Source organism: Comamonas testosteroni ATCC 11996 (assembly GCF_000241525.1).
GTDB lineage: Bacteria > Pseudomonadota > Gammaproteobacteria > Burkholderiales > Burkholderiaceae_C > Comamonas > Comamonas testosteroni.
Map to the genome: position 1 here is coordinate 1 of NZ_AHIL01000028.1, position 26,334 is coordinate 26,334.

At 62.4% G+C, this 26,334-nt stretch carries 20 protein-coding genes, 2 tRNA genes and 1 riboswitch; of the genes, 8 read left to right on the top strand and 14 right to left on the bottom strand.

Annotated features, from left to right (window positions below; all coding sequences use genetic code 11):
• Positions 1-32: 32 nt before the first annotated feature.
• On the bottom strand, positions 33-1,463 hold the full coding sequence (locus CTATCC11996_RS11425; RefSeq protein ID WP_003076215.1) for an FAD-binding oxidoreductase: 1,431 nt from the start codon (positions 1,461-1,463) through the stop codon (positions 33-35).
• Positions 1,464-1,606: 143 nt separating this feature from the next.
• Here CTATCC11996_RS11425 and CTATCC11996_RS11430 point away from each other — a divergent pair, with 143 nt between their 5' ends.
• Positions 1,607-2,551, top strand: a complete 945-nt coding sequence (locus CTATCC11996_RS11430; RefSeq protein ID WP_003076217.1) for a LysR family transcriptional regulator — start codon at positions 1,607-1,609, stop codon at positions 2,549-2,551.
• On the opposite strand, the gene CTATCC11996_RS11435 is transcribed toward CTATCC11996_RS11430, so the two are convergent.
• A complete protein-coding gene (locus tag CTATCC11996_RS11435) occupies positions 2,538-3,053 on the bottom strand; it encodes a DUF2069 domain-containing protein (protein ID WP_003076219.1) in 516 nt (171 codons plus the stop codon). The genes CTATCC11996_RS11430 and CTATCC11996_RS11435 overlap by 14 nt on opposite strands.
• 539 nt (positions 3,054-3,592) lie before the next feature.
• Between CTATCC11996_RS11435 and CTATCC11996_RS11440 the strand changes: the two genes are divergently transcribed.
• On the top strand, positions 3,593-4,876 hold the full coding sequence (locus CTATCC11996_RS11440; RefSeq protein ID WP_236597924.1) for a YihY family inner membrane protein: 1,284 nt from the start codon (positions 3,593-3,595) through the stop codon (positions 4,874-4,876).
• Between the two features lie 134 nt (positions 4,877-5,010).
• Here CTATCC11996_RS11440 and CTATCC11996_RS11445 read toward each other — a convergent pair whose 3' ends face one another.
• Entirely contained in the window at positions 5,011-5,367 is a 357-nt protein-coding gene (locus CTATCC11996_RS11445; RefSeq protein ID WP_003076222.1) for an Mpo1-like protein, read from the bottom strand.
• Positions 5,368-5,618: 251 nt separating this feature from the next.
• Here CTATCC11996_RS11445 and CTATCC11996_RS11450 point away from each other — a divergent pair, with 251 nt between their 5' ends.
• A complete protein-coding gene (locus tag CTATCC11996_RS11450; RefSeq protein ID WP_003076223.1) occupies positions 5,619-6,431 on the top strand; it encodes an alpha/beta fold hydrolase in 813 nt (270 codons plus the stop codon).
• On the opposite strand, the gene CTATCC11996_RS11455 is transcribed toward CTATCC11996_RS11450, so the two are convergent.
• Genes CTATCC11996_RS11455 through CTATCC11996_RS11470 form a run of 4 tightly spaced genes read right to left on the bottom strand, consistent with a single transcriptional unit; the run spans position 6,417 to position 10,973 of the window.
• Complete coding sequence (locus tag CTATCC11996_RS11455) at positions 6,417-7,304, bottom strand: PoNe immunity protein domain-containing protein (protein WP_003076224.1); 888 nt, start codon at positions 7,302-7,304, stop codon at positions 6,417-6,419. The genes CTATCC11996_RS11450 and CTATCC11996_RS11455 overlap by 15 nt on opposite strands.
• Positions 7,305-7,321: 17 nt before the next feature.
• On the bottom strand, positions 7,322-8,131 hold the full coding sequence (locus CTATCC11996_RS11460; RefSeq protein ID WP_003076225.1) for an alpha/beta fold hydrolase: 810 nt from the start codon (positions 8,129-8,131) through the stop codon (positions 7,322-7,324).
• A gap of 28 nt (positions 8,132-8,159) precedes the next feature.
• Positions 8,160-9,659: a DUF4303 domain-containing protein gene (locus CTATCC11996_RS11465; protein ID WP_003076226.1), complete on the bottom strand. Its 1,500-nt coding sequence runs from the start codon at positions 9,657-9,659 to the stop codon at positions 8,160-8,162.
• A 15-nt stretch (positions 9,660-9,674) separates the two neighbouring features.
• Positions 9,675-10,973, bottom strand: a complete 1,299-nt coding sequence (locus CTATCC11996_RS11470) for an O-acetylhomoserine aminocarboxypropyltransferase (protein ID WP_003076227.1) — start codon at positions 10,971-10,973, stop codon at positions 9,675-9,677.
• A 253-nt stretch (positions 10,974-11,226) separates the two neighbouring features.
• Between CTATCC11996_RS11470 and CTATCC11996_RS11475 the strand changes: the two genes are divergently transcribed.
• Positions 11,227-11,679 (top strand): CBS domain-containing protein, encoded by a 453-nt coding sequence (locus tag CTATCC11996_RS11475; RefSeq protein WP_003053381.1) that lies wholly within the window; start codon positions 11,227-11,229, stop codon positions 11,677-11,679.
• A gap of 108 nt (positions 11,680-11,787) precedes the next feature.
• On the opposite strand, the gene CTATCC11996_RS11480 is transcribed toward CTATCC11996_RS11475, so the two are convergent.
• Positions 11,788-12,048, bottom strand: coding sequence for a hypothetical protein (locus tag CTATCC11996_RS11480; protein WP_003076228.1), 261 nt, complete (start codon positions 12,046-12,048; stop codon positions 11,788-11,790).
• Positions 12,049-12,115: 67 nt separating this feature from the next.
• Here CTATCC11996_RS11480 and aroC point away from each other — a divergent pair, with 67 nt between their 5' ends.
• Both aroC and CTATCC11996_RS11490 read left to right on the top strand, forming a co-directional pair.
• Positions 12,116-13,213 carry a chorismate synthase gene (aroC, locus tag CTATCC11996_RS11485; RefSeq protein WP_003076229.1) on the top strand — a complete coding sequence of 366 codons (1,098 nt, stop codon included), beginning with the start codon at positions 12,116-12,118 and terminating at the stop codon, positions 13,211-13,213.
• 50 nt (positions 13,214-13,263) lie between these two features.
• Entirely contained in the window at positions 13,264-15,099 is a 1,836-nt protein-coding gene (locus tag CTATCC11996_RS11490; protein ID WP_003076230.1) for a bifunctional metallophosphatase/5'-nucleotidase, read from the top strand.
• A gap of 139 nt (positions 15,100-15,238) precedes the next feature.
• Here CTATCC11996_RS11490 and nrdR read toward each other — a convergent pair whose 3' ends face one another.
• From nrdR to CTATCC11996_RS25520, 4 genes are all read right to left on the bottom strand, one after another.
• A complete protein-coding gene (gene nrdR, locus CTATCC11996_RS11495) occupies positions 15,239-15,715 on the bottom strand; it encodes a transcriptional regulator NrdR (RefSeq protein WP_003053388.1) in 477 nt (158 codons plus the stop codon).
• 21 nt (positions 15,716-15,736) lie between these two features.
• On the bottom strand, positions 15,737-16,984 hold the full coding sequence (gene glyA / locus CTATCC11996_RS11500) for a serine hydroxymethyltransferase (RefSeq protein WP_003076231.1): 1,248 nt from the start codon (positions 16,982-16,984) through the stop codon (positions 15,737-15,739).
• 35 nt (positions 16,985-17,019) lie between these two features.
• Positions 17,020-17,174, bottom strand: a riboswitch (ZMP/ZTP riboswitch).
• A gap of 115 nt (positions 17,175-17,289) precedes the next feature.
• Entirely contained in the window at positions 17,290-18,123 is an 834-nt protein-coding gene (locus CTATCC11996_RS11505; RefSeq protein WP_034348900.1) for a lytic transglycosylase domain-containing protein, read from the bottom strand.
• Between the two features lie 317 nt (positions 18,124-18,440).
• Positions 18,441-18,803, bottom strand: a complete 363-nt coding sequence (locus CTATCC11996_RS25520) for a hypothetical protein (protein WP_138983855.1) — start codon at positions 18,801-18,803, stop codon at positions 18,441-18,443.
• A 189-nt stretch (positions 18,804-18,992) separates the two neighbouring features.
• On the opposite strand from CTATCC11996_RS25520, the gene CTATCC11996_RS11510 reads away from it, so the two are divergent.
• Positions 18,993-22,889 carry a DUF748 domain-containing protein gene (locus CTATCC11996_RS11510; RefSeq protein ID WP_003076233.1) on the top strand — a complete coding sequence of 1,299 codons (3,897 nt, stop codon included), beginning with the start codon at positions 18,993-18,995 and terminating at the stop codon, positions 22,887-22,889.
• A gap of 215 nt (positions 22,890-23,104) precedes the next feature.
• Positions 23,105-25,756, top strand: coding sequence for a DUF349 domain-containing protein (locus CTATCC11996_RS11515; RefSeq protein ID WP_003076234.1), 2,652 nt, complete (start codon positions 23,105-23,107; stop codon positions 25,754-25,756).
• A 139-nt stretch (positions 25,757-25,895) separates the two neighbouring features.
• On the opposite strand, the gene CTATCC11996_RS11520 is transcribed toward CTATCC11996_RS11515, so the two are convergent.
• Positions 25,896-25,980 (bottom strand) — tRNA-Leu (locus CTATCC11996_RS11520).
• A 244-nt stretch (positions 25,981-26,224) separates the two neighbouring features.
• Positions 26,225-26,309 (bottom strand) — tRNA-Leu (locus CTATCC11996_RS11525).
• Between the last annotated feature and the right edge of the window lie 25 nt (positions 26,310-26,334).

Genomic DNA, 26,334 nt, shown 5'->3' on the forward strand with positions numbered 1-26,334 from the left:
GNGNGNGCTTTTTTTTATCGGCGGCGGCGGGATCAGCCGCGCGTCAGCACCACGCCGGGGTTCATGATGCCCTGCGGGTCCAGTGCCTGCTTGATGGCGCGCATCATCTGCAGGGCAACGGGAGACTGGTATTTTTCGAGCTTGTCGGTCTTGAGTGCACCCACGCCATGCTCGGCCGAGAACGAGCCGCCGAAGGCGTCCACGGCCTCATAGACCAGGTGGTTGACCAGGGCCTCCTTGTCGCGCAGAAAGGCCTTGCCGTCCTCGCCTTCGGGCACCTGCACGTTGTAGTGCAGATTGCCGTCGCCCAGATGGCCGAAGTTGACCAGCCGCACGCCGGGAATCTCGCGCTTGAGCACGGCGTCGGCATGCTCGACAAAAGCGGGAATGCGCGAGGCGGCGACCGAGATGTCGTGCTTGATGTTCAGGCCTTCCTCGGCCTGGGCCAGGGGAATGCTCTCGCGGATATGCCACAGGTCGTGGGCCTGGGTCAGGTTCTCCGCCACCACGGCGTTGACCACGCAGCCGTCTTCAAAGGCCAGCTCCAGCAGGTGCTCGAAGCGCAGGCGTGCATGCTGTTCGGACTCGCTGTCGCTGTTCTCCAGCAGCACGCAGTAGGGTGCTTCGTCGCCCATGTCGGCAAATGGCACGCGCAGCTGCGGCATGTGCTTGACGACCAGGCTCAGCGCAAACTGGCCCATGACTTCAAAGCCCGTCAGTCCCGCGCCCAGATGCTGGTGCGCCAGACCCAGCAGGCGCACGGCGGCCTCCATGGAGGGCACGGCGGCAAAGGCGGTGAGCTGGGCGGCCGGCTGCGGGAACAGCTTCATGGTGGCGGCGGTGATGATGCCCAGCGTGCCTTCGCTGCCGATGAACAGGTCGCGCAGGTCGTAGCCGGTGTTGTCCTTGCGCAGGCCTTTGAGGCCGTCCCAGATCTCGCCCTGGGGCGTCACCACTTCCAGGCCCAGGCACAGATCGCGAGTATTGCCATAGCGCACCACCTGTGTGCCGCCGGCGTTGGTGCCCAGATTGCCGCCTATCGTGCAGCTGCCTTCGGCGGCCAGCGACAGCGGAAACAGCAGGCCTTGCTGGTCAGCCAGATCCTGCAGGTTCTGCAAAATGCAGCCTGCTTCGACGGTGAAGGTCAGATTGTCCTTGTCGATGTGGCGCACGGCGTTCAGGCGCGTGAGGCTGAGCACGACCTGCTGGCCGCTATCGTCGGGGGTGGAGCCCACGGAAAGCCCGGTATTGCCGCCCTGGGGCACGATCTGCACGCCGGCTGCGGCGCAGGCCTTGACCACGCCGGCCACTTCGGCCGTGTTGCCGGGGCGCACCACGGCCAGGGACTTGCCGTGTACGCGCTTGCGCCAGTCCTGTTCGTAGGCGCTGAGGTCGCCATCGGTCAGCACATGGGTGGCGCCCACAATCTGGCGCAGGGATTCAAGCAAAGCGGTGGAAGTCATGGCAAGCAGGCCGCGGCAGGGGCGGCAGAGAGGGAGAACAGACGGAAATCCTAAGCCAGGCACAGCGCTACGGCAGGAAAACCATGAAGCCGCAAGCGTAGAGCATGGCAGACTACGGGACAATCGAAATAAATTGCTTGGTTATGCCAGTTTTTCCGAACAATATCAGCCTGCGCCAGCTGCGTGCCTTTGCCGAGGTGGCGCGCCACGGCGCGTTTGCCCCGGCAGCCCGCGAGCTGTGCCTGACGCAGTCGGCCCTGTCCGAATCCATTCGTCAGCTGGAAGAGGCCCTGGGCCTGCGGCTTTTTGACCGCACCACGCGAACCGTGGGGCTGACGGCCGCCGGTCAGGCCTTCTTGCTCGATGTGCGCCAGGCCTTCGAGACCCTTGAGCAGGGATTTCAGAACCTTGGCGATCTGGCCGCACTGCGCCGCGGCAAGGTGCGCATTGCTGCCGCTCCGTCGGTGCTGGCTGTGCTGCTGCTGCCGGTGCTACCGGCCTTGCGGGTCCGGCATCCGGGCATCGAGGTGGATCTGATCGAGGACAGCGCCGAAGGCATCGCCCAGCGCGTGCAGGCCGGCAGCGTGGATTTCGGCGTGGGTGCGGCGCACCCGGCCGGCGGCGATTTGCTGACCCAGCCGCTGATCAGCGATGCCATGGGGCTGGTGGCCAGGCTCGATGAGCCTCTGCTGCAGGCCGGGCGGCTGACGGCGGCCGATCTGGCCGATCTGGCTTTTGTGGGTCTGACCACCGACACCGCCATCAGCCAGTTGCTGGCATCGGAGCCGGGCATGCCGCAGAACCTGCTGCAGACACCACTGCGCCTGTCCAATCCGCAACTGCTGTTCGAGGCCGTGAGCCTGGGTCTGGGGGTCAGCATCGTTCCGGCGCTGACGGCGCGTCACCCTTCGCTGGGCCTGCAGGGCAATCTGGGCTTTCGCCTGCTGGACGAGCCGCGCATTCTGCGCCGCACGCTGCTGATTCAGCGTCCGCGCCGTGCGCTGTCACCGGCCGCGCAGCTGCTGTTCGATGCGCTGGCGGCGCAGGTGCGGACGCTGGCGCAGTTCGAAGGCATCACGCCTGATTGAGCCGGGCTGCCTTGACGGCACGCTGGCGCAGGCGCACATGGGCTGCGCAGGCGATGAAGAGCAGCACGCACAGCGCCACCTCTGCCAGCGCCAGCCAGCGGCTGGGCGCGGCATCGCTCCAGGCCCGCACCACGCCTTCGGTGAAGTACAGCCACACCAGCAGGCTGAGCCAGCGATAGGTGTACATGCGGCGCTTGAGCAGGCCAATCACGGCGAACGCCAGTGGCAGGGCCTTGAGAAACAGCCAGGTGCCGCCTTCGCGCAGCGGGGCCAGCCACAGCTCCCAGGCCACGCACAGCAGCATCAGAGCCAGCAGACTGCCCACGGCCAGCCAGCGCGTGGCGGCCACGTCGGAGCCTGGCTGCTGGATTGGTGAAGAAGTGTTTTTGGCGGCTTGGGGCGAGAGGGCGTCGGTCATAGCAGTGGCATCATATCGGTCATGCCAGCTCTGTTTGAATCCGGTCGTTTTGTTTTGCGTTCTGCGCTTGATGTTGCGCAGCACCCGTCCTCCTTTTGCGTTCGAGAAGGAGTGCCGTCATGAAGAAAAACGAGCGTGCCGGCTTCTGGGCCGCGCTGGAAGGCAAGACGCAGCAAGACAGGCCGGTGACGGCGGATCGGGACAGGCCGATGCAGCCGGCTTCGGTGGACGCGCCTGCAGCACCGCAGGCAGCCAGCGCAGGGCCGCTTGATCAGCGCCAGGAACCCAGCCTCGATGGTCCGGGCGTACCGCTGGAGCCGGTGTTCGACCCCATGCCCGATCTTGGCAACGATCTGGCTCGGCCCGAACCCGTGCCAGCTCCTGCCGCATCGCCTGCGGCGGCATTCAGCACGGCAGCTCAGGGTTGGACCAGCTATTGCACGCCGAATACGGCACCAGCCGAGGAACAGAAAGCGGTGCATGCTTGCGTTTCAGGAGTGACCGACAGTCCTGTCGACAGCTCGCAGCGCGTTGCCGAGAGCCCGCGCAGCAGCAAACTCGACAGAGCCAGGGCGCTGGCGGCCAGCTGCAAGGATCTGGCCGGGCGTATCCCCAAGCCCCAGATGCCCAGCCAGGAGGAGCTCAAGACGGCCTTGCGCCGCAGGAGCCGCCGTGCGCAGCAGCGCCTGCGTACCTTCCCCTGGCACAACACGGCCCAGGTGCTGCTGGCGCGCTTCAAGGAAGACCGTCTGGGTGTGACGGCCAGCAGTCTTACCTTCACATCGCTGCTGGCGCTGGTGCCGTTCTTTACCGTGGCTCTGGCCCTGTTCACGGCCTTCCCGATCTTTGGCAAGGCGCAGAAGGTGCTGGAGCGCTGGCTGATGGACAGCCTGATTCCCGAGACCATTGCGCGTCAGGTGCTGGGCTATCTCACGCAGTTTGCCTCCAAGGCCAGTCAGCTGGGCCTGGTCGGCTTCTCCATCCTGATGGTCACGGCCGTTGCGCTGATCCTGACCATCGACCGCACGCTCAACAACATCTGGCGCGTGCGCCAGCTCAGGCCGCTGGGCCAGCGGGTGCTGATCTACTGGGCCGCCATCACGCTGGGGCCGCTGCTGCTGGGCCTGAGCCTGGTGCTGTCGTCCTATGTGATGTCGGCATCCAAGGGCCTGGTCAACGCGCTGCCCGGCAGCCTGCGCTTTGTCTTTGATTCCATAGAGTTTGTGGTGCTGGCCGCCGGCATGGCCGGGCTCTACCACTATGTGCCCAACACGCCGGTGCGCTGGCGTCATGCGCTGGTGGGGGGCGTGTTTGTGGCCGTGTTCATGGAAGTGGCCAAGAAGGTACTGGGCCTCTATCTGTCATCCGTGCCTACCTACTCGGTGATCTACGGCGCGTTTGCCACACTTCCCATTTTGCTGATCTGGATGTATGTGGCCTGGAGCATTGTGCTGCTGGGGGCGTTGGTCACGGCCTATCTACCCACGGTGCTTGCCGGGGTGGAGCGGCTGACGGGACATCGGGGCTGGCAGTTCGAGCTGGCTGTCGAGGTGCTGCAATGCCTGGCCAAGGAGCGTGAGCTGCCGCACAAGGGCCTGTATGTGCACCAGCTTTCACGGCGCCTGCGCGTGGAGGCGTCCCAGATTCAGCCCGTGCTGCAGGCGCTGGCCAAGCTGGACTGGGTGGGGGCTGTACAGCCGCCTGATGCCTATGTGTCGCTTGAAAGCACCGAGCCGCGCTATGTACTGCTGGTAGATCCGCAGGCCACGCGGGTAGAGCCTCTGGTGCAGAGCCTGTTGCTTGAGCCGTCCGAGGCGGTGCGGCCGCTGTGGCAGCGTGCCCAGCTCGATGCCATGACCGTGGCAGAGCTGATTGCTGCCCCGGGCGGAGATATTCATAGAGTTTGATGGAAGTGAGCAGATATCTATGAATATCTGCACTGAAGGCCGGACAGCTGATGGCAAGCGTCGCATGGTCCATGGGCAGCCGATCCGCTGCCCGCAAAGCAGGCCAGCGCAAGCGCTTCAGAGACGGTGTGGCGCTACATCTTGATGCGACCCAGCAAGATGTCGCGCCACATCATCCAGTCGCCCAGAAAACTGTAGAGCGGTCGCTTGAAGCTGGCGGGCTTGTTTTTTTCAAAGCCGAAATGCCCGACCCAGGCGAAGGCATAGCCGCAGATCAGGCCTGCGAGCAAGTACCACCAATCGCCTGTCAAAAACAGCGCCAGCAAGAACACCAGCGACAGGCTGGTGCCGATGAAGTGCAGCCGCCTGCAGGTGAGGTTGCTGTGCTCGCCCAGGTAGAAGGGGTAGAACTCGGCAAAGCTCTTGAACTGACGCGGGTCCACGCTGGCCTTGGCAGCGCCGTCCGGTTCTGAGGTCGTGGTCTGTGACATGGCAAACCCCGGTGAAGGTGATGCTGTTTTTATACTGCCGACAGCATGGCCAGGCCAGCGGGTTAGCGAGTGCTGGCAAGTTGTGGCCGGAGGTCTTCGTCACCTGAACGACAGGCTATATACGGCAAGACTGCTCAAAATCTGCCAGATTCGCCATCTTTGCGGCCACTCCAGCTTCTGGCCGAGCTGCCATGAGCGCTCTCTTGCTAAGGTGGCAGCACATCTCATCGCCTTCAACCCAGATCCTGCCCATGTTTGACGACACCATGCCGCCTGTTGTGATCAGCTCCAGTGAAACCCGTGTTCAGACGCCCGACGGGCAGCTCCATGTCAAACGCTGGCAACCTCAGCGCGAGGCGGCCAGGGCGCCGCTGGTGCTGATGCACGACTCCCTGGGCAGCGTGGATCTGTGGCGCGAATTTCCCGCGCAACTGGCCGCGGCCACCGGGCGTGAAGTCATTGCCTATGACCGACTGGGTTTCGGCCATTCAGACCCCAATCCGCATCGGCTTCAACCCAGTTTTGTGGAGAGCGAGGTCGAGGCCGGCTTCACGCCGCTTCACCGGGCGCTGGGCCTGGGTGATTTCGTGATGCTGGGACACAGCGTGGGCGGCGGCATGGCGGCCATGGTGGCAGCGGCCTATGGAAGGCAATGCCAGGCGCTGATTACCGAATCGGCCCAGAGCTTTGTCGAAGACCGCACGCTGCAGGGCATCAGTGCGGCGCGCGACAACTTTGCCCAGCCCGGCCAGCTGGAGCGCCTTGCTCGCTACCATGGCGACAAGGCGGCCTGGGTGCTGTCGGCCTGGGTGGACACCTGGCTGAGCCCGCCTTTTGCGCATTACCGGCTGGATGCAGCCCTGAAGCAGGTGCATTGCCCGGTGCTGGCCATTCACGGCGAGCTCGATGAATTCGGCTCCCTGGTGCATCCCGAGAACATCTGCACCTGGGCGCAGGGCCCTTGCGAGGCGGAAATCATTGCCGGCGGCGGCCATGTGCCGCACCGCGAGCTGCCCGAGCGCATCAGCAGCCGCATCGCGGCTTTTCTGTCAAAAATCGCCTGACTCTGTTTGAGCCAGCCGCCCACGCGCGTAGTCGGCCAGATCGGCCGGGTAGTGGGGGCTGGCGCGCAAAGCGCTGTCATCCCAGCCGTAGAGCACGGCCAGGGCGGCCACCTCCAGCGCCCAGTAACCCGTGCCCAGCCACGGGCTGCCTTTTTTCTGCTGCTTGGGCGAGAGCTTGAGAAACTCCTGGTACTGGGTTTGCAGATAGGGCAGCAGCGGGTCAGGCAGGGCTTCGAGCTGTTCAAAAAATGGCTTCATGGCGCCGTAAGGGCGTTTGTGAAAAAGCTCCTCGCTGACCTGCTGCAGCTGCAGACCGCCTGCGCACAGATAATCCAGCAACTGGTCCGTATCGAAGGCCAGCACATGCTCATCAATCGCCGGTACGTCATCCTGCGCATCCAGCAGTGTGGCCAGTGACAGCAGGGTCACGGCAATAGCGTAGTCGTCAGTGCGTGTGTTGATGGGCGCAGCTACGCCGTAGTCCTCACCAGTTTCCTGCGCCATGCTGGCGCGCGCATGCTCGGCCACCGAGGCGGCATCAATCCACAGCGCGGCCACTTCCTGGTAGATGGGGCGCAGCACATCGCCGCCCAGGCCCAGATCGATGCCGTAGATCAGCAGCCAGCGCGCTTGCTCGCCCGCTTCCTTCCATTTCCAGTAGTTCTCCAGTGCGGCATGTGCCTTGAAATCCTGGGGAGCTCTGTAGCCATCGCTGCCGGCAAAGCGCTTGAGCGCGCTCAGTGCCTGCTTCCAGTCGGCTTTTTTGTCGCTCAGATTGAGGTTGCGCCGGGGCTGCAGACCATTCAGTGAAATCTTGGCCCATTCGGCGCAGGCGTCAGCCAGTTGGCCGTGGTGCTGGAAGGTTTGGCTCATGGCCCAAGCTTAATGGCTCATGCCGCCAGAAAATCCCGAATCGCAAACAGTGTCGCGTCCGGTGACTCCGTCATCTGGTTGTGGCCGTTGGGGATGATCTGAACCTTGGTGGTCTTGCCTGCGCCCTTGGCTGCATCGATCAGTCCCTTGGCTGCCTTGGGCGGGGTCATCTGGTCTTGCTCGCCCAGCACAAACAGAAGCGGGCAGCTGACCTGCGTCATGGCGGCTTCGCCACCTGCATAGCAGTCGCAGGCCTTGAAGCCAGCATGCAGCAGATTCGTGCCCGTGTTGCTGGCCAGCACGCGGCGGCCCAGTGCCATGCCGGCGCCAAATACCCAGCTGCCTGCACCATTGGGCGGTGCCAGCGTGGCGCGCGAGAAGGTGTTGACCATCTGTATGGCCTTCTCGGGCGTATTCAGCGCCGACTCCAGCAGCGCGGGCGAGACCTTCATGGGAAAGGCCGTGCCCACCAGGACCAGATGGCTGATGCGTTCCCGCAGTCTGGCCGCAGTCTCCATGGCAATCAGACTGCCCCAGCTATGGCCGATCAGCGCAGCTTGCTGCAGGTTTGCCGCATCCATCAGCGCGCCGATGAAGGTCGCAGCTTCTTCGACAGTTTGCGGGGCCTGGCCGCTGCTTTTGCAATGGCCGGGCAAATCGATGGCCAGGACGTTCCAGCCGTGATTGGCCATATAGCGGCTTTGCAGCGCCCAGACGCTGTGATCGCAGAGCACGCCGTGGATGAAAATGGCCGTGGGCTTGGCCGCGTCGAAAGCCTTGCCGCCGGTGTAGGCGTAGATGTCTGCGCCTTGCACATTGATTTGCATGTTTGTCTCCGGTTCTGTTCTTTGTGGTTCAGCAGTGTTCGCTCAGCCATTGCTGAGCCAGCTCGCGGATGTTGTCGCTGGCATCGTGTTCGGCGGCATGCTCAATCGCAGCTCGCTGCGCTGCGCTGGCTTTTTTCCAATACCGAAGGCCCAGCATGGCCTGATAGCGTACGCCTTCGTTGCTGTCGTGACTCAGGGCTTGTGCCAGTACAGGGGTGATGCGCCTGCCAGCGGCGGCACCAAGGCTTCGCTCTCCCATGATGCATGCAGCATGCACGCGCACCAGAGCGTGAACGGACTGCAGAGCGAAGAGGGCTTGCTCCAAATCCTCAACCCGAAGGCTGCAATAACCGGTTCCGGGTGATAGCTCTTCATTCAGCGCCCGGGTCAAGGTCGGGTGCTTGAGGTCGAGCGCTCGCTCCAGTGGCGCGTAGTCAAGGTGCAGAGCCGTGGTTCCAGGCTTGCTGTTCCAGGCGCGGTAGGGGTAGGCAATGCCTTGCGCGATTCTGTCCACAGGCACGGCCGTGTCGCCTATTTGCTGCTGCAGCCATTCCTGGTCGCCTAACGACCCCAAGGCACTGGCGCACCAGCCTCGCTCGCTTTCTTCCCTGGGACTGTGGACGGGGGCCTGAACCTGTTGACGCAGTGCAGTCAGTACCTGTTCGTCCCGGTAAGCGATCTGGGCCAGCAACATGGCCGCACGCCACTGTTTGCCAGGCCGAGTCAGCATGGGCAGCAGCGCATGAGCCACCTGGCTGTGATCCATGGCAAGCAGCGCAGTCTCGGCCTCTTCGCCCAGCAATTGCGCCTCTTTTCGGCTCAGTCCCAGCTCCGTGCACCCGACACCTTCCAGGCAGCTCAGGTGGTATTGCAGCTGTTGAGCGGGGGAGAGTGCGGCAACTCTGGCGCGTCTTTGCGCTTCCTGATCATGGCTGGGAAACAATGCAAGAAAGCGCGCCTGCCCCATGCTCTGGCGCGCCATGGCTTCGCATTCCTGCGTGTCTTCCACGTAGATCAGCACCGTAAACTCTGGAGTGAGCTGGCTGGCCCAGGGCGATTTTTGACAGGCTTTGGTCAGTTGCTTGCAGATGCGGATCAGTGCCTTGATCAGGTGCGCTTCGGTACGCAACCAGTGGGCAGGCGTGCTTTTATTGGCCTCGGCCAGCAAGGCCTGCTCCAGTTGCAGCAACTCCTGAGAGTCCGAGGTCGAATCCAGCTCTTCCCACTCCCAATCCGGCGGGTTCCAGCGCAGAGAGCCCAACTGGCCGGTGTCCAGGTCGAATTCGGACAAACGCCCTTGTGGCTCGGGGGCATTCACCATCTGTGAATAGGCCTGCTCGCTATTGGCAGATAGCGTGGGCAGGTAAATGGGGCCGTCCTCCTCACGGTACAGGCCGTTCAGTGCCAGTGCGTAGATGCTTTCCTGAGGGGTCGCGGCCAGGAACGCCTGAGCATCTTGCCAGTAGATGCTGAATAAAGTCTGTTCAAACTGCTTCCAGTCCAGCGATGCAGAAGTTGTGGCAACCATGTTTGTTCAGGTCTCTCAGGCTGCTTTCTCGGCCGCCTTCAGCGCGCGCTTGAGGTCGTCGATCAGATCGTCAGCATCTTCCAGGCCGATCGACAGGCGGATCGTGCCCTGGCCTATGCCGGCCTGGGCCAGAGCCTCGTCACTCATGCGGAAATGCGTGGTGCTGGCAGGGTGGATCACGAGAGAGCGGCAGTCGCCCACATTGGCCAGATGGCTGAAGACCTTCAGCGTTTCGATGAACTTCTTGCCCTGGTTGCGGTTGCCGGCAATGTCAAAGCTGAACACAGAGCCTGCGCCGCGCGGCAGCAGCTTCCTGGCCAAGGCGTGCGAGGGGTGGGTCTCCAGCATCGGGTGGCCCACGCGACTGACCAGCGGGTGGCTGGCGAGGAACTGCACCACTTTTTCGGTATTGCGCATATGGCGCTCCATGCGCAGCGGCAGGGTTTCGATGCCTTGCAGGATCAGCCAGGCGCTGTGCGGGCTCATGCAGGCGCCGAAGTCGCGCAGGCCTTCGCGGCGGGCGCGCAGCAGGAAAGCGCCGGTGGTGGACTCCTCGCTGAACACCATATTGTGAAAGCCGTCATAGGGCTGGGTCAGCTCGGGAAAGCGCCCCGATTTTTCCCAGTCGAAGCTGCCGCCATCGACGACGATGCCACCGATCACCGTGCCGTGGCCGGACAGGAACTTGGTGGCCGAGTGATAGACGATGTCCGCGCCATGCTCGAAAGGCTTGATCAGCCAGGGCGAGGTCAGCGTCGAGTCCACCAGCAGCGGCACGCCGGCTTCGTGGGCGATCTGGCTGACCGTGGGAATGTCCAGCACATCCAGGCCGGGGTTGCCCACGGTCTCGCCGAAGAACAGCTTGGTGTTGGGGCGCACGGCAGCCTTCCAGCCATCGATGTCGCCGGGCTTGACGAAGGTCGTCTCTATGCCGAAGCGCGCCAGCGTGTAGTGCAGCAGGTTCTGCGAGCCGCCATACAGGGCCGTGCTGGCCACGATATGGCTGCCCGCGCCCATCAGCGTGGCAATCGACAGGTGCAGCGCCGCCTGGCCGCTGGCCACGGCAATCGCGCCCACGCCGCCTTCCAGGGCCGAGACGCGTTGCTCGAGCACCGCGTTGGTGGGATTGGAGATGCGGCTGTAGACATGGCCGGGCCGCTCCAGATTGAACAGGCTGGCCGCGTGGTCGCTGGATTCGAAGACAAAGGACGTGGTCAGATGGATGGGTACGGCACGTGCGCCGGTGGCAGGGTCGGGCTGGGCGCCTGCATGCAGGCTCAGGGTGTCAAAGCCGGGGTCAGAGTAGCCGGGCATGTTGTGTCTCCATGGCTGGTTTTGATCGACGCAATGTGTGATCAAGCACGCAATCAAATATTGATTTGGTCGGATAGACGAATGAATATGTAGAAATTCATATGTTTCGTCATTGCTTTAGTTTTTCTCAATGCAAGCCATTGTGGGCTATATTTGTGCACGCACCTGCATTCTGTGTAAAGCGATGCCGCATGTGCTGACACATGCAGGACAAAAGCTGCCACAGCGTGCCAAACAGATTCGGAGAACAGCAATGAAAGTTAGTGACATCCTGCGCGTCAAAGGCAATACCCTGTACACGGTGTCGCCCGACGAAAGCCTGGCCGCGGCGGTGCAGGTGATGTCGGAAAAGGACATTGGCTCGCTGGTCGTGATGGATCACGGCGATGTGGTGGGCATGCTCACCTTCCGTGAAGTGATCCAGGGTTTTGTAAAGACCGGCGGCGTGGAGAACATCTCCGTGCGCGGCGCCATGGACGACGCGCCCATGACCTGCACCATGGAAACCGATATGGACGAGGTGCGCCGTATGATGCTGGATCGCCATGCGCGCTACATGCCGGTGATGGACAAGCGCATGCTGATGGGCGTGATCTCGCTGTACGACGTGGCCAAGGCCGTGGTGGACAGCCAGAACTTCGAGAACCGCATGCTCAAGGCCTATATCCGCGACTGGCCCGAAGGCGAGCGCCAGGGCGCTGAATAAGCCAGCTTTCAAGCCCGGCGTTTTGCTGCAGACCCCGCCGAGGCGGGGTTTTTCATGTCCAGTCTGATGTGTGCTGCAGGTGGCGCAGCGCTGCCTTATGGCTGTCGGTCAGTCAGCCGGTGCGGTCCCTGCGATACAGGCTACAGGCGCTGGCGGCTTTACCTTGTGCAGCCCCTTGAGCAGCAGGCCCACAAAGCACAGCAAGGCTATACCCAGGCCCACCACCATGCTGATCACGGCCTTGCCGTAGCCGCAGGCATATTGGCCCGCGCAGCGCGACGGTGCAAATTTGAAGAACACCAGACCGCCGATGCCGCCGATCATTGCGGACATCTGGGCCGAGGCCAGAATAAACGCAAGTTTGAGCATGGTGAAAAGACTTTAGGCAGTACAGCGTGCAGCCGTCAATCATCACTTCAACGATAATCGGCAGCCTATGAGCGGCAATACCTTCGGCACAATTTTCACGGTCACCAATTTTGGTGAGTCCCACGGCCCGGCCATTGGCTGTGTGATTGACGGCTGCCCCCCGGGCATGGCCTTGAGCGAGGCGGACATCCAGCATGATCTGGATCGTCGTCGCCCCGGCACCAGCAAGTTCGTCACGCAGCGCAACGAGCCCGATGCGGTGGAGATTCTCTCTGGCGTCTACGAAGGCAGGACCACGGGCACGCCGATTGCCCTGTTGATCCGCAACACCGATCAGCGCAGCAAGGATTACTCCAATATCGCGCAGAGCTTTCGTCCCGGTCATGCCGACTACGCCTACTTCCAGAAGTACGGTATCCGCGATCCGCGCGGTGGCGGCCGCTCCTCGGCACGCCTGACGGCGCCTACCGTGGCCGCGGGTGCCGTGGCCAAGAAATGGCTCAAGGAAAAGTTCGGCACCGAGTTCCGCGCCTGCATGACGCAGATCGGCGAGCTGCCCATCGGTTTCGAGAGCTGGGAGCATGTGCCGCACAACCCCTTTTTCGCGCCCGTGGCCGATGTGAGCCGCTTCGAGGAATACATGGAGCAACTGCGCAAGAGCGGCGATTCCTGCGGCGCGGCGCTGCGCGTGAACGCCAGCAATATGCCGGTTGGTCTGGGTCAGCCCCTGTATGACCGACTGGATGCCGACATCGCCTACGCGATGATGGGCCTGAACGCCGTCAAGGCCGTGGAGATCGGCGCAGGCTTTGACAGCGTGGCCCAGCGCGGCACTACGCATGGCGATTCGCTGAGCCCCGAGGGTTTCCGAAGCAATAACGCGGGCGGCATCGTGGGCGGCATCAGCACCGGCCAGGATCTGGAAGTGCGCATCGGCATCAAGCCCACCAGCTCCATCATCACGCCGCGTGAATCCATCGACGTGCACGGCCAGAGCACCGAAGTCATCACCAAGGGGCGCCACGACCCCTGCGTGGGCATTCGCGCAGCGCCGATCGCCGAGGCGCTGCTGGCGCTGGTGGTGATGGACCACGCGCTGCGCCACCGTGCGCAGAATGCCGATGTGGATTCCGGCCTGGCTCCGATTCCGGCCTCGGCCAGCTGACATCACCCAGACCGCTTTGTGCGTTAAAACCTCTGACTCAGGAGAGTCCGATGGTTGCAACTGACAAAAAACCGGATCAACGCCAGTCTCGCGCCCTGTCGCCAGGCTGGCGTTGTGCTTTTCACAAGATCTCTGCTCCCCTCTGCGCTGTGCTGCTCGCGCTGGGCTTGAGCGCATGCAGCGGTGGTGTGACAAGGCAGGCCAGCATGGAGATCACCGTGCTGGGTTTCAATGACCTGCACGGCCATCTGGAGCCGCCCGGACTGGCGGTGACGGCGCAGAATGCGCAGGGCCAGAACGTCGCCGTGCCCGCCGGCGGCGTGGCCTATATGGCCCGGGCCATCGCCCAGCGCCGTCAGGCCAGCCGCCATGTGGCGCTGGTCACGGCCGGAGACATGATCGGGGCTTCGCCCATGGTCTCGGCGCTGTTTCTCGATGAGCCGACGATAGAGGTGCTCAACCTCATGCGGGTGGACTTTGCGGCCACCGGCAATCATGAATACGACCAGGGCGTGGCCGAGCTGCTGCGCATGCAAAACGGTGGCTGCGAGAAGTTCACAAGCAAGCAGCCATGCCAGATCAGCCAGCCCTTCAAGGGGGCAGAGTTCCCGTTTCTCGCGGCCAATACGCTGCGCGGCGACGGCCGGCCGCTGTTTCCCGCGACCGGGCTGAAGTTCTTCGAGCAGGACGGTCTGCGCACAGGCGTGGGCTTTATCGGCATGACGCTCAGGAACACGCCGCATATGGTGCGCCCTAGCGGGGTCGAGGGGCTGACGTTTGCCGACGAGGCACAGACTGCGAATGCGCTGATTCCACAGCTGAGGGCGCAGGGCGCCGATGTGATCGTGCTGCTGATCCATGAGGGCGGGGCCACCACGTCCGGCCTGCAGGACGATAGCTGCAAAGGCCTCTCCGGCGCCATCGTGCCGATTCTGGAGCAGCTCTCCAGCGAGGTCGATGTGGTGATCTCCGGTCATACCCATCGCTCCTATATCTGCGATTACGCCAGGGTGAATGCCCGCAAGCCGTTTCTGTTGACCAGTGCCGGCCAGTACGGGACGCTGCTGACCGAAGTCAGACTGACGGTGGATGCGCGCACACGTCGCGTGATCCGCAAATCCGCGCACCAGAATATTGTGCAGGGCGAGGCCTATCGCAGCGCCAGCGGCATGGTGGGCCTGCAACCCGAATTCCCCGTCTTTGACGCCGATGCCCCCGTTGCGGCGCTGGTGGCGCGCTACAAGGCTGCGGCCCGGCCGCTGGCCGAGGCCGGAGCAGGGCGGCTGGCCGCAGCTGCCAGCCGCATGCCGCAAGCCAATGGCGAAAGCGTGATGGGGCGCATCGTGGCCGACTCCATACTCGCTGCCACGCGCGATGCCTCAGCGGGTGGGGCGCAACTGGCCTTTGTGAACCCCGGCGGCGTGCGCGCCGATCTGCTGCCTGCGGCCGACGGCAGTGTGACCTATGGACAGTTGTTCAGCGTTCAGCCGTTCGGCAATACGCTGATGGTGATGAGTCTGACGGGCGAGCAGATTCGCCAGGCACTGGAGCAGCAATTCGACAGCGGCAGCAACACCGTGAGTGCGCCGCGCATCCTGCAGGTGTCCGAGGGCTTCAGCTACCGCTTCGACCGCAGCCAGCCCGCAGGCCGGCGCGTGAGCGAGCTGCGCCTGAACGGCCGGCTGCTCGAGATGCCGCAGCGCTACCGCGTGGGACTGCAGAGCTATCTGGGCAGCGGCGGCGACAATTTCAGCACCTTCACGCAAGGTATCGATGTGGTGGGCGGCATGCTGGATCTGGATGCCCTGGCCGAGCATGTGCGCGAGCAAAGCCGCAGCGGCCCGATGGTGCTACCTTTAAAGGAGCGCATTATGCGCGTTTATTAAGGAAATCAGATAAGAAACGATCTGATTTCTTTTGAAATCATGCGCTAGATGCTCATGAATTAATAGTGTATGCCTGCCGTCAGGCGCGCAAAACAAAAGCCACCCGAGGGTGGCTTTTGGCATGGTACGGCAGGCAGGCCTATGGTTTTTTGGCGGCCTTGGCCTTGGGACTGCGAACCTCATCCATGATGTTCTTGAAGTCGTCCACATCCTCGAAGCTGCGGTAGACGCTGGCAAAGCGGATATAGCCGACCTTGTCCAGGCCCTTGAGCTCGTCCATCACCAGCTCGCCGAGGCGGCTGGAGTCGATTTCGCGCTGGCCCAGATTGAGCAGCCTGTCCTCGATGCGCTCTATGGCTGCATCGATGAGCTCGGTGCTCACGGGGCGCTTGCGCAGCGCGATCTGAAAAGAGCCTTGCAGCTTGGCGCGCTCATATTCGATGCGCCGGCCGTCTCTCTTGACCACGGTCGGAAAGCTGACCTCGGGGCGCTCATAGGTCGTGAAGCGTTTGTCGCAGCCGCCACAGCGGCGGCGGCGGCGGATGAAGCCCCCGTCCTCGGACTCGCGGGTTTCAACAACTTGCGTGTCCGGGTGGTTGCAGAAGGGGCACTTCATGACAGCTCAGCGCAGCAGGAATTACTTGCTGTAGACAGGGAACTTGGCGGTCAGTGCGGCCACCTTGGCGCGCACGGCAGCCAGATTGGCTTCGTCTTCGGGCTTGTCCAGCACATCGGCCACCAGATTGGCAGTGATGCGGGCTTCTTCCTCGCCGAAACCACGGGTGGTCATGGCAGGGGTGCCGATACGGATGCCGCTGGTCACGAAGGGCTTCTCGGGGTCGTTGGGGATGGCGTTCTTGTTCACGGTGATGTGAGCCAGACCCAGGGCCGCTTCGGCAGCCTTGCCAGTAATGCCCTTGGCGCGCAGGTCCACCAGCATCACGTGGCTTTCGGTGCGGCCGGAGACGATGCGCAGACCGCGCTCGGTCAGCGTTTCGGCAAACACCTTGGCGTTGTTCACGACCTGTTCCTGGTAGGCCTTGAACTCGGGAGTCAGGGCTTCCTTGAACGCCACGGCCTTGCCGGCGATGACATGCATCAGGGGGCCGCCTTGCAGGCCGGGGAAGATGGCGCTGTTGATGGCCTTCTCGTGCTCGGCCTTCATCAGGATCACGCCGCCACGGGGGCCGCGCAGGCTCTTGTGAGTGGTGGTTGTGACCACGTCGGCGTGGGGCACGGGGTTGGGGTACACGCCTGCAGCAATCAGACCGGCATAGTGGGCCATGTCCACCCAGAAGATGGCGCCGACTTCCTTGGCGATTTTTGCGAAGCGCTCGAAGTCGATGCGCAGGGCATAGGCGGAAGCGCCGGCCACGATGATGCGGGGCTTGTGCTCGCGGGCCAGCTCTTCGAGTTTGTCGTAGTCGATGGCTTCGTCGGCGTTCAGGCCATAGGAGACGGCCTTGAACCATTTGCCGGACATGTTCAGCGCCATGCCGTGGGTCAGGTGACCGCCTTCGGCCAGGCTCATGCCCAGAATGGTGTCGCCGGGCTTGGCAAAAGCCATCAGCACAGCCTGGTTGGCCTGAGAGCCGGAATTGGGTTGCACGTTGGCGGCTTCGGCGCCAAAGATCTGCTTGATGCGGTCAATGGCCAGCTGCTCGACCACGTCCACATGCTCGCAGCCACCGTAGTAGCGCTTGCCTGGGTAGCCTTCGGCGTACTTGTTGGTCAGCTGGGAGCCCTGGGCTTCCATCACGGCGGGCGAGCAGTAGTTCTCGCTGGCAATCAGCTCGATGTGCTCTTGCTGGCGATGGTTTTCAGCTTCAATAGCTGCAAACAGTTCGGGGTCGACTTTCGCGACGGTATCGGTGCGTTGAAACATGGCAGTCCTGTGAACTTAGAAATTCCCTTGAGGCCAAGGGCTGCCCAGGCGAACGGCTGAAACGCTTGCAGGCTGCAGTCGCTGCGACCCTGGGCGGTACGCTCCCCGGTGGTTCACAGACCTTGCAGTCTGCCGGATTCCACGTCAGCGGCAGAAAATTCTGCGCCTATCGCCAGTTGCGTACACCCGCTAGTGTAGCTGAGCCGGCATGGCTGCAGAGCCTATGCCCGTTTTTCCCGCTGGCCTTGATCGGGGCATAAAAAAAGCTGGCCGCAGCCAGCTTGAGAAATGCAGGGATCTGCCGCTTAGAGGTTGGAGTTGGCCAGTGCCACTTGCTGAGCGTGAGAGACCTTGGTGGCTTCGTCGGACTTGGCTGTCATCAGCGGGCTGGCCTGCAGACCCACGCCTTGGCGCAGGCGCTGGTGTTCGGCAAGCACCTTGGCCGCATAGCCGCCGTCCGAAGGAAGATTGGCTGCGCCCACGTAATATCGCAGGCCACCCTCGATGGAGCCGGCGCGGGCAATGCATTCCTTGAGCACCTTGACACCGACCTTGAGGTTGGTAACGGGGTCGAAGGCCGCGTGCTGGCCGCCAAAGCTTTCGTACTTGTCGGTGTGCACGGACGTCATCACCTGCATCAGGCCCTGGGCGCCGACCGAGCTTTGGGCAAACGGGTTGAAGCTCGACTCAATCGCCATGATGGCCAGAATCAGCGTCGGGTCCAGCTTGTTGGCCTTGCCCTGGGCATAGGCTTCGCTGACCAGGGCGGCAATCGGTTCGGGCGCCACCCGGTATTTTTTGCTGAGCCAGTAGGCGACAGCCGCCTGCTCCTTGGGCAGGTTCTTGGGGTTGACGGCCGTGGCGCGGTCGCTGGCGACGACGATGTTGGCGGAAGCAGGGGCTTCCTCCACTTCGGCGGCAGCCACAACGGTGCTGGCGGGCAGGCGTGTGTCGAGCCACTCGCGCAGTTCGGTGGCGCCGGCCAGACGCAGGTCCGGACGAGAGATCAAAATCAGGGCCGAAATGGCCACGGCCAAGCCCAGCAGGGCGAAACCGTTGTGAGTAAGAGCAAGAAAACCGTGGGCCGTCTTATGGCCCAACGTTCGCGCGGAGGCGATTAATTTTCCTGACGCTGGCATAGCTTGTCCTTTCTTGGCTATCGCCCGAGGTCGCACCGGATCAATCTCGCGGAGCAACCAGGACAACTGGCCGATGAGGTTTGCTGCGGGCCGATTAAAAGCGCCCCTTGGGGCGCCGATCGGTCTGCTCAGTCGTGAGGCAGCGGAAACAAAAAACGCTCATTTCGAGCGCTGGCGGATTCTAGAAGCGCCCTAAATATTCAGTCAACACTAACAAAAATACTTTTTAGATTTTAAAATTATATAAAAACTGTATGAATGTACAGTTTGCTCAAAAAATTACAGCAAAAAATCACGGATTCAAGAGGTGTATACGCTCACATCGTTTTATTTGTCATCAAGGCGAAATAAAGTGCAAAAAGCCTGGTAGCCCTACACGAGCACAGATATAGTGAATCTGCCTGCACGTTGCAGGTGCTTGCCAAAGGAAAGGAAAAGCAAACTCCGCCGAGGCCTTTGATTCCATGGGCTGTTGGCACTTGCTCTTTATCTTCGCTTGAGGCACAAAAGGGAGCAATCGTTGCTTCCAGCGGCAAGGACCACACCCTCCTTGAACCGCGAAAAACGGCCCGGTCTGGTACCGGCCGTAAAGCCCGGAAGTCGGTTTCGCCACTTCCGGGCTTTGTCATTTCCGGCGAGCCTTTTTCTGCGGTGCATTGTTTGCATTTTTTCGTGCTCATCTGCCTCTGGCGGGTATTTCGATAGCGCAAACTTCTCCCTGGAAACGCCTCTTGCCTCTATCTATATATAGAGCGCAATCTAGATACACCAGGGTGCGCTCAAGGTACAGTGGTGTTCCGGGCGCGTGGCGGATCCCGCCCCTGAGAGTCTTGGAAGGCTTTCAATCTCTGCATCAATAACAATTGCCCATGTCCTTGCTCACATCGAATCGCTGGCTTCGTCGGCTGATCTGGTCTGTTCTTGCTCTTTTGCTGTTATGGCTGCTGCTCTGGGCAGTAGTGCCTTGGGTCGCCAAGAGCCAGCTGGAAAAACGGGCTTCCGAGAAGCTGGGGCGCGGCGTCCATGTGGGCAAGATTGAGTTTGCGCCCTGGGCCATGTCCATCACCTTGCATGATCTGGTGATCGATAAAGCTATAAAGAAAGTAGCTGAAACTGCTGATGCAGAGGGGTCTGCGGCTCAGAAAGATCTGAAGTCTGCCGCCGAGCCACAGATACAGATCAAGCGCATCTTCATCAATGCCAGTGCACAGTCCTTGTTCAGACTCGCTCCTGTGCTGGATGCAATCGAGGTCGATGCGCCCGTGGTGCGCCTGACCCAGCATTCACTGGGCAAGCTTGATATTGACGACGTGATTGCCAGGCTCATGCAGCCCGATGACGAAGAGTCGTCCAAGCCCCTGAGCTTTGCGCTGTACAACATTGCATTGCGCGACGGCCGTATCGAGCTCAATGACGAGTTTGTGCAGCGCAGGCACGAGCTCAAGGACTTGCAGTTGAGCATTCCCTTCATCAGCAATCTGGCCTCCAAGCGCGAGATCAAGGTGCTGCCGCATCTGGCTTTCGATCTCAACGGCAGCAAGTTCGATACCTCGGGCGAGAGCACGCCGTTCACCGACACCCGCCAGACGGCGATGCAACTCAAATGGGAGCACATCGATCTGGCCCCTTATCTGGGCTATGTGCCTGCCAGCGTTCCCGTGCAGCCTATGTCTGGCGTGCTGGACACGGATCTGCAGATCAGCTTCGAGCAAAAAGACCAGCCTGTGGTCAGCATCAGCGGCAAGCTGGCCTTGAGCAATGTCGCGGTGCAAGACCGCCAGAGTGCGCCGCTGCTGAACTTTGAGGCGCTGGAAGTGCAACTGCGAAATGTTCAGCCTCTGCAGAACCAGATTGCGCTGGAGACTGTGCGCTGGGTCAAGCCCGAGATTCATGCCAGCCGCAATGCGCAGGGCGTGATCAACTGGCTGGGGTTGAATGCGCCGGCCGTCGCCCCCGCAGCGCCGCTTGAGAAGGCCGGGCCTGAGCCCGCCTCCGCCGAGGCCAGCACTCCGGCCCAGACAGATGCGAAGGCCGAAAAGCCTGGCAAGCCCCTGGTCGTCGGCGTGCAGCAGTTCGATATTGAAGGCGGTATCGTGCATTGGCAGGATGCCGCAACAGGTGCGGCACCTGCGGCGCTGACGCTGGCTCCTTTGGTGCTGCAGGCCAAGAATCTGGCTTGGCCCATGAATGCGCCTTTGCAACTGACGGCCACTGCAGGCCTGCAAACGGCTGAGCAGGCCCGGGCGGAAGGGGTGGCCAGGCTGATTGTGGACGGAGAAGCCACGGACAAGGCGGGCAAGCTCAATCTCAAGCTCGAGCAGATGCCGCTGCAATGGGTGCAGCCCTATATAGAGGCGCACTTCAAGCCGCAGCTCAGCGCCATGCTCAATACCGATGCCCGGATCTCCTGGGGTGAGGGCGGGGTAGTGGCAGAGGTGGCCGAGCTGACCGCCGACAAGCTGCAACTGCAGGACAAGCAGGCTCCCGTCAATATCGAGCAGATCAAGGTCAGCGGCGTTCAGGTCGATCTTGCGGCCCGGCAGGTGCAGGTGGAGGCCATTGCCGTGCAGAAGCCGCAGCTCGCGGCACTGCGTGACGCACAAGGGCACTGGATGTACGAGCGTTGGTTGCCCGTGGCAGCGCCTGCAGCCAAGCCGGCAACGCAGGGCAGCAAGGCGGAGCCGGGTAAGCCCTGGTCGGTCAAGCTGGCAGCGATTGCCGTGGATGGCGGTGCGCTGCAGTTTCGCGATGCAGCACCTGTGCAGGGCGGGAATGCGCGGCCTGTGCAGCTGGATGTGAGCGCCTTGCGCCTACGCTTGGGTGCTTTCGAGCCTCTGGCAGCCAAGGCTGCGCCGACTCCGCTGGAGGTCTCGGCTCAGTTCGCTGCCAGTCGGCGTGTGCAGGCTGGTCATATTCAGTTCAAGGGTCAGTTGGGGCTGACCCCTGTTTCGGCTCAGGGGCAGTTGCAGGCCCGTGGCGTGCCCTTGCATGCGCTGGAGCCGTATTTCGGTCACAAGCTCAATGTGGATCTGGTGCGTGCCGACGGCAACTTCCGGGGCAAGCTCAATTATCTGGCCCATGCCAAGGGGCCGCAGTTGGCGGTGTCGGGGGATGTGGAGCTCAACGACCTGCGCGTACGCTCCACGCTTGCGGCTCCTGTGCAGGAGGAGGTGGGCAAGCCCAGTACTGCCAAGGGCGCGCTGACGGCGGTGCTCAATGACTCCACGGCAGACCGTGCCAAGGCACTGGCTGCGCGCACAGGTCTGGGTCTGGGCGATGATTTGCTGGCCTGGAAAACACTGGTGGTGCGCGGTCTGGACCTGAATATGCAGCCGGCCCAGCCGCTGCGGGTGAGCGTGCGCGAAACCGCGCTGAGCGACTTTTTTGCGCGCGTCATCGTGCAGCGCAACGGCCGCATCAATCTTCAGGACATTGTGAAGACCGAAAAGTCCGAGCAGTCCGTCGCGCAGAACGAAGAGGCGAACGCCCAGGCGGCTGCCGGCGAGAAGCCCGAGCTCAGCAAGCCTGTTGCCGAGCCCGTAAAGCCCGAAGATGCCGGCCCCGCGCCCATCATCAAGGTCGGGCCCATTGTGCTGACGGGCGGCAAGGTGCAGTTCTCTGACTACTTCATTCAGCCCAACTACTCGGCCGATCTGAGTGAGCTGAACGGCCGTCTGAGCGCCTTTTCTTCGCAGGCTCCTGCAGGCCAGGTAGAGCCGCAAATGGCCGATCTTGAAATCAAGGGCAAGGCCCAGGGTACGGCGAAGCTCGATATCAGCGGCAAGGTCAACCCGCTGGCAAAGCCTCTGGCGCTGGATGTACGCGCTCAGATGAATGACCTGGAGCTGTCGCCGCTGTCTCCTTATTCCATCAAGTATGCGGGCTATGGCATAGAGCGCGGCAAGCTCTATATGGATGTGAACTACAAGGTGCAGCCTGATGGGCAGCTCACGGCATCGAACAAGCTGGTGCTGCGCCAACTGACCTTTGGCGACAAGGTGGAAGGCGCGCCCGCATCGCTGCCCGTCAAGCTGGCCGTGGCCCTGCTGTCCGATCGCAACGGCGTGATCGATCTCGATGTGCCTCTGAGCGGATCGCTCAACGACCCGCAGTTCCGTCTGGCGCCCATCATCTTCAAGGTGATCGGCAACATCATCATGAAGGCCGTGACCGCGCCGTTTGCGCTGCTGTCGGGAGCGTTCTCGGGGGGCGACGAGTCGGGTGCAGTCAGCTTTGCGCCGGGCAGTGCCAGGCTCGATGGCAAGGCCCGCGAGCAACTGGCCAAGATCGTCAAGGCACTCAACGACCGTCCCGCGCTCAAGATGACGGTGGTGGGGGAGTCGCGTGAGGCCGAAGACAAGGAGGCCTGGAAGACTGAAGAGCTGGATCGTCTGCTGCTGGCCCAAAAGCGCCGCAACGTGATTCGCGAAGGCAAGAGTGGCGACGAGGTGATGGAGTTCAGCGAAGCCGAGCGCCCAGCTCTGCTCAAGGCCGTTTACGGTCGTGCCGATATCAAAAAGCCCCGCAACATGGTCGGAATGGCCAAGGATTTGCCTGCCGACCAGATGACGGCGCTGCTGGTGGCCAGCATCAAGGTGCCTGACGATGCCATGCGCGAGCTGGCTCTGGCGCGCGGCGTGGCTGTGCGGGACTATCTGGCCACGCAACAGCTGCCGCTGGAGCGTCTGTTCCTTGGGGCTCCCAAGCTGGATGTGCAGGACAAGGACTGGACGCCACGTGCCCAGTTGAGCCTGTCTGCGCAGTGATGAAAGTGCTGCAAAACACCTTGCGATTTCGCATTTTTTGGCTTGCCTTTAAATAAAGGCGAAAATACCGGTTTGCCCAGGTGCTCATGTGCCTGGGCTTGCGCTTGGAAAGTCTGCCCTCATGTGGGTTGGCACTGGCCCGTTGCAGCGTTGACTGCGCTGGCTGCCAAGCATTTTCTGACCCTTACATGACATCTATTTCTCCTAGCAGCACCATGTCTGATGCATCTGAAGTGAACCCGGCCTCTGCCAAGAATACTGAGCAACATCCGCTGGATGCATTGACGGGTGGTGCTTTCTCCGCCGAGACGTCGGGTGATCGCGCCGCTCGCATTCGCGACTGGTTGGCGACTCAGCCCACGGTCGAGCAACTCCAGGACGTTCACAAGGAACTGAGCAAGGGCGACAAGAGTGCTGCCCGTGCCGTGCGCGAACGCCTTGACGAAATCCGTCGCACCGCGAATCAGGAAAAAATTTCCGTGGAATGGGCCGAGAAGGCTCAGGCACTGCTGGCTGCAGAGCCCTTTGATGCAGCAGCTGCAGCCGCCTGGCAGCGTGATGCGGCCAAGGCCGGTGCCGCGCTGTCGCGCGAGCCTCTGTCGCAGTTCAAGGCCCGACTGGGCGAGCGCGTGAAGGCTGTGGAAGACCTGCAGCATCGCACCCAGGTGCAGCGCGAAGTGGCGCTGCTGCTGGCGCAGCGCATCGAAGTGCTGTCCATCAAGTCCTGGAAGGATGCCAAGGCAGTGCTGGAGGCCCTGGGGGTCGATGTCGCGCGCTGGCAGGAGCAGGCCAAGGAGCTGACCGGCGACGCCAGCTGGAGCAGTGTGGACGGTCGTTTCCCTCCTCAGCTGGAAGCAGCCTCTGCGCAACTGGCGCTGGTTTGGGATGCTTTCCAGTCTGCACTGGCACAGACCGAGGCCGCTGCCGCCGACGAAGCAGCGCCGTTGCCCACGGTCCCTGTCTGGGCCGACGAAATCCGCGTGGCCCGTGGACTGCCTCCCGAAGCTGCTGCTGTGGAAGTGGCCAAGCCCGTTGCACCGCGCGCAGCTGCTGCCAGCCGTGGCAAGCCCACGCCCGAACAGGTGGAAGCCGCCAAGGCTGGCCTGGGTCAGTCTCTGCAGGCGCTGAAGGCTGAAACTGCAGCTGGCAACAGCAAAGCCGGCTCCGAAGCCGTGCAAGCCATGCGCGCAGCCATCAAGGCCCATGGCCGCTTTGTGGACGAGGCTCTGGTGAGCGAAGTGCATGAGGCTCTGTTGGCCGCCGGTGAAGCCGAGGGCTGGCAGCGCCATCTGGCCGAGAAACTGCGCGAAGACCTGGTGGCCAAGGCTGAAGCCTTGCTCAACCGTCCCGAAGGTCAGGCACTGGGTGGTCGCAAGATCCAGGAAACCCTGCGCAGTCTGCGCGAACAGTGGAAGCAGGCCGACCAGGGCGCCGTGGCCAATCATGCGCTGTGGAAGAAGTTTGATGAGGCCTGCAACGCGGCCTACAAGGTGGTGGAGTCCTGGCACGACAAGATTCGTCAGGACAGCACCCAGGCCAAGGCCCAGCGTCTGGCGCTGATCGAAGAAATCAAGGCTTGGGCCGCAGAGCATTCCGCGAGCCAGGACTGGAAGAACATGCTGCGCGCACTGCGCCAGTTTGGCGAACGCTGGCGCGAAAGCGGGCATATCGGCGAAAAGCTGTTTGCCGAACTGCAACCCCTGTTCAAGCAGGCCATGGCTGCTGCCGAAGCGCCCCTGCAGACGGCGCAGAAGGCTAGCCTGGAGCGTCGCCATGCCATGATCGACGAGGCTACGGCCCTGGGCGCGGCGCCTAGCCTGCGCATCGATGCCGTGAAGGCGCTGCAGCAGCGTTGGCAGGCTGAAGCCCAGGTGGTGCCGCTGGATCGCAAGCATGAGCAAAAGCTCTGGGATGCATTCCGCAAGCCGCTGGACGATGCCTTCAATCGCAAGAGCGTGGAGCGTGGTGGTCGCAGCCAGGCAGCGGTCGAGCTGTCCGAGCATGATCGCCGCGTGCTGGATGCATCCAAGGCGGTCGAGGCGGCCAATGCCAGCGGCGATGTGCAGAAGATTCATGCAGCGCTGGCCGAGCTCGAAGCAGCCATCAAGGCTCAGCCCGCCAAGTCTGATGAAAACCAGCCCCAGGCTCAGACAGAGCAAGCGTCTGACGCTGTTGAGGCGCAAGCGAGCGAAGCCGCTGCAGCGGCCAAGCCGGCACGCCCCGTGGTAGCCGTGCGTGGCGATGACCGCCCTGGCATGAGGAAGGAAGCTGCAGCAGCTGCTGGTGGTCGTCCTGGCGATCGCAAGGATGGCGGCCGTGGTCGTGATGCAGGGCGCGGTGAGCGCGGTGGTCGTGACAGTCGTGATGCTGGCCGTGGCCGTCGCGAGTTCACGCGCGAGGAGCGCGGACCGCGCCTGGCCGATCCGGCCTTCCGCGCCCAGCGTGATGCCGTGGAGCATGCCCAGGAAGCTCTGCGCAAGCTGGCGGCCCAGGCGCACGGCGAAGCGCTGACTCAGCTGCTCGGTGCCTGGCAGGCTCGTGATGCTGCGCAGCTGCCATCGGCTCAGCAACTGGGCAGCAAGGTGACGGCGCCTGTGCGCTCTTCCTGGTCCGGTGCTGTGGCTGCTGCGCCCAAGGGCAATGCTGCTGAGGCCCTGCTGCGCCTGGAAATGGCTGCCGATGTGCACACTCCGGCCGATCAGCTGGCAGCACGCCGTGCGCTGCAGTTGCAGATGCTGACCCGCCGCAACGATCCTTCGCCCCAGCAGACATGGGGTCAGGACGTGGCCACTGTGCTCGGTAGTGTCAGCGATGAGGCATCTGCCCGTCGCCTGCAGACCGCACTCAAGCAATTGCTGCGCAAGTAAGCGACATGTCGCCTCGATGGGAGGCGGTTGCTAAAGAAAAAGGGGAGCCGTTAGGCTCCCTTTTTCATATGTACTGCTGACTGTCGGGGGAGCATCAACAAAAAAGCCGCTGCATTTGCATGCAACGGCTTGTTGTGTTTGGTGCCCAGGAGAGGACTCGAACCTCCACGGAGTTACCCGCTAGTACCTGAAACTAGTGCGTCTACCAATTCCGCCACCTGGGCTTTCAGAGTGAGTCGAATTATATAGCGTTCAAAGTAGCTGCCAGACGAGTTGGGGCACTTTTTTGTGCAAGTTGTCGGCAGAGTTTTATGGGGCTTGAGCTATTTTCCTCGGCCCGCAGGATCGGGAGTGCGGCAGACGAAGGAGCCAGCTTGCGCCAGTGCCTCGCTCCTGGTGTATGTGGCTTAAAGGCACGGTGCAAAAACAAAAAAGCCGCTGCATTTGCATGCAACGGCTTGCCGTGTTTGGTGCCCAGGAGAGGACTCGAACCTCCACGGAGTTACCCGCTAGTACCTGAAACTAGTGCGTCTACCAATTCCGCCACCTGGGCATTTCAGAGTGAGCGAATTATATAG

What these genes read in the sequence shown, in the direction of transcription:
- CTATCC11996_RS11460 (WP_003076225.1), bottom strand. Translation starts at nt 8,131, where the DNA reads ATGCAAATCAATGTGCAAGGCGCAGACATCTACGCCTACACCGGCGGC.
- CTATCC11996_RS11490 (WP_003076230.1), top strand. Translation starts at nt 13,264, where the DNA reads ATGGTTGCAACTGACAAAAAACCGGATCAACGCCAGTCTCGCGCCCTG.
- nrdR (WP_003053388.1), bottom strand. Translation starts at nt 15,715, where the DNA reads ATGAAGTGCCCCTTCTGCAACCACCCGGACACGCAAGTTGTTGAAACC.
- CTATCC11996_RS11425 (WP_003076215.1), bottom strand. Translation starts at nt 1,463, where the DNA reads ATGACTTCCACCGCTTTGCTTGAATCCCTGCGCCAGATTGTGGGCGCC.
- CTATCC11996_RS11510 (WP_003076233.1), top strand. Translation starts at nt 18,993, where the DNA reads ATGTCCTTGCTCACATCGAATCGCTGGCTTCGTCGGCTGATCTGGTCT.
- CTATCC11996_RS11470 (WP_003076227.1), bottom strand. Translation starts at nt 10,973, where the DNA reads ATGCCCGGCTACTCTGACCCCGGCTTTGACACCCTGAGCCTGCATGCA.
- CTATCC11996_RS11505 (WP_034348900.1), bottom strand. Translation starts at nt 18,123, where the DNA reads ATGCCAGCGTCAGGAAAATTAATCGCCTCCGCGCGAACGTTGGGCCAT.
- CTATCC11996_RS11475 (WP_003053381.1), top strand. Translation starts at nt 11,227, where the DNA reads ATGAAAGTTAGTGACATCCTGCGCGTCAAAGGCAATACCCTGTACACG.
- CTATCC11996_RS11480 (WP_003076228.1), bottom strand. Translation starts at nt 12,048, where the DNA reads ATGCTCAAACTTGCGTTTATTCTGGCCTCGGCCCAGATGTCCGCAATG.
- aroC (WP_003076229.1), top strand. Translation starts at nt 12,116, where the DNA reads ATGAGCGGCAATACCTTCGGCACAATTTTCACGGTCACCAATTTTGGT.
- CTATCC11996_RS11445 (WP_003076222.1), bottom strand. Translation starts at nt 5,367, where the DNA reads ATGTCACAGACCACGACCTCAGAACCGGACGGCGCTGCCAAGGCCAGC.
- CTATCC11996_RS11430 (WP_003076217.1), top strand. Translation starts at nt 1,607, where the DNA reads ATGCCAGTTTTTCCGAACAATATCAGCCTGCGCCAGCTGCGTGCCTTT.
- CTATCC11996_RS11515 (WP_003076234.1), top strand. Translation starts at nt 23,105, where the DNA reads ATGTCTGATGCATCTGAAGTGAACCCGGCCTCTGCCAAGAATACTGAG.
- CTATCC11996_RS11455 (WP_003076224.1), bottom strand. Translation starts at nt 7,304, where the DNA reads ATGAGCCAAACCTTCCAGCACCACGGCCAACTGGCTGACGCCTGCGCC.
- glyA (WP_003076231.1), bottom strand. Translation starts at nt 16,984, where the DNA reads ATGTTTCAACGCACCGATACCGTCGCGAAAGTCGACCCCGAACTGTTT.
- CTATCC11996_RS11440 (WP_236597924.1), top strand. Translation starts at nt 3,593, where the DNA reads ATGCCCAGCCAGGAGGAGCTCAAGACGGCCTTGCGCCGCAGGAGCCGC.
- CTATCC11996_RS11465 (WP_003076226.1), bottom strand. Translation starts at nt 9,659, where the DNA reads ATGGTTGCCACAACTTCTGCATCGCTGGACTGGAAGCAGTTTGAACAG.
- CTATCC11996_RS11450 (WP_003076223.1), top strand. Translation starts at nt 5,619, where the DNA reads ATGTTTGACGACACCATGCCGCCTGTTGTGATCAGCTCCAGTGAAACC.
- CTATCC11996_RS25520 (WP_138983855.1), bottom strand. Translation starts at nt 18,803, where the DNA reads ATGAGCACGAAAAAATGCAAACAATGCACCGCAGAAAAAGGCTCGCCG.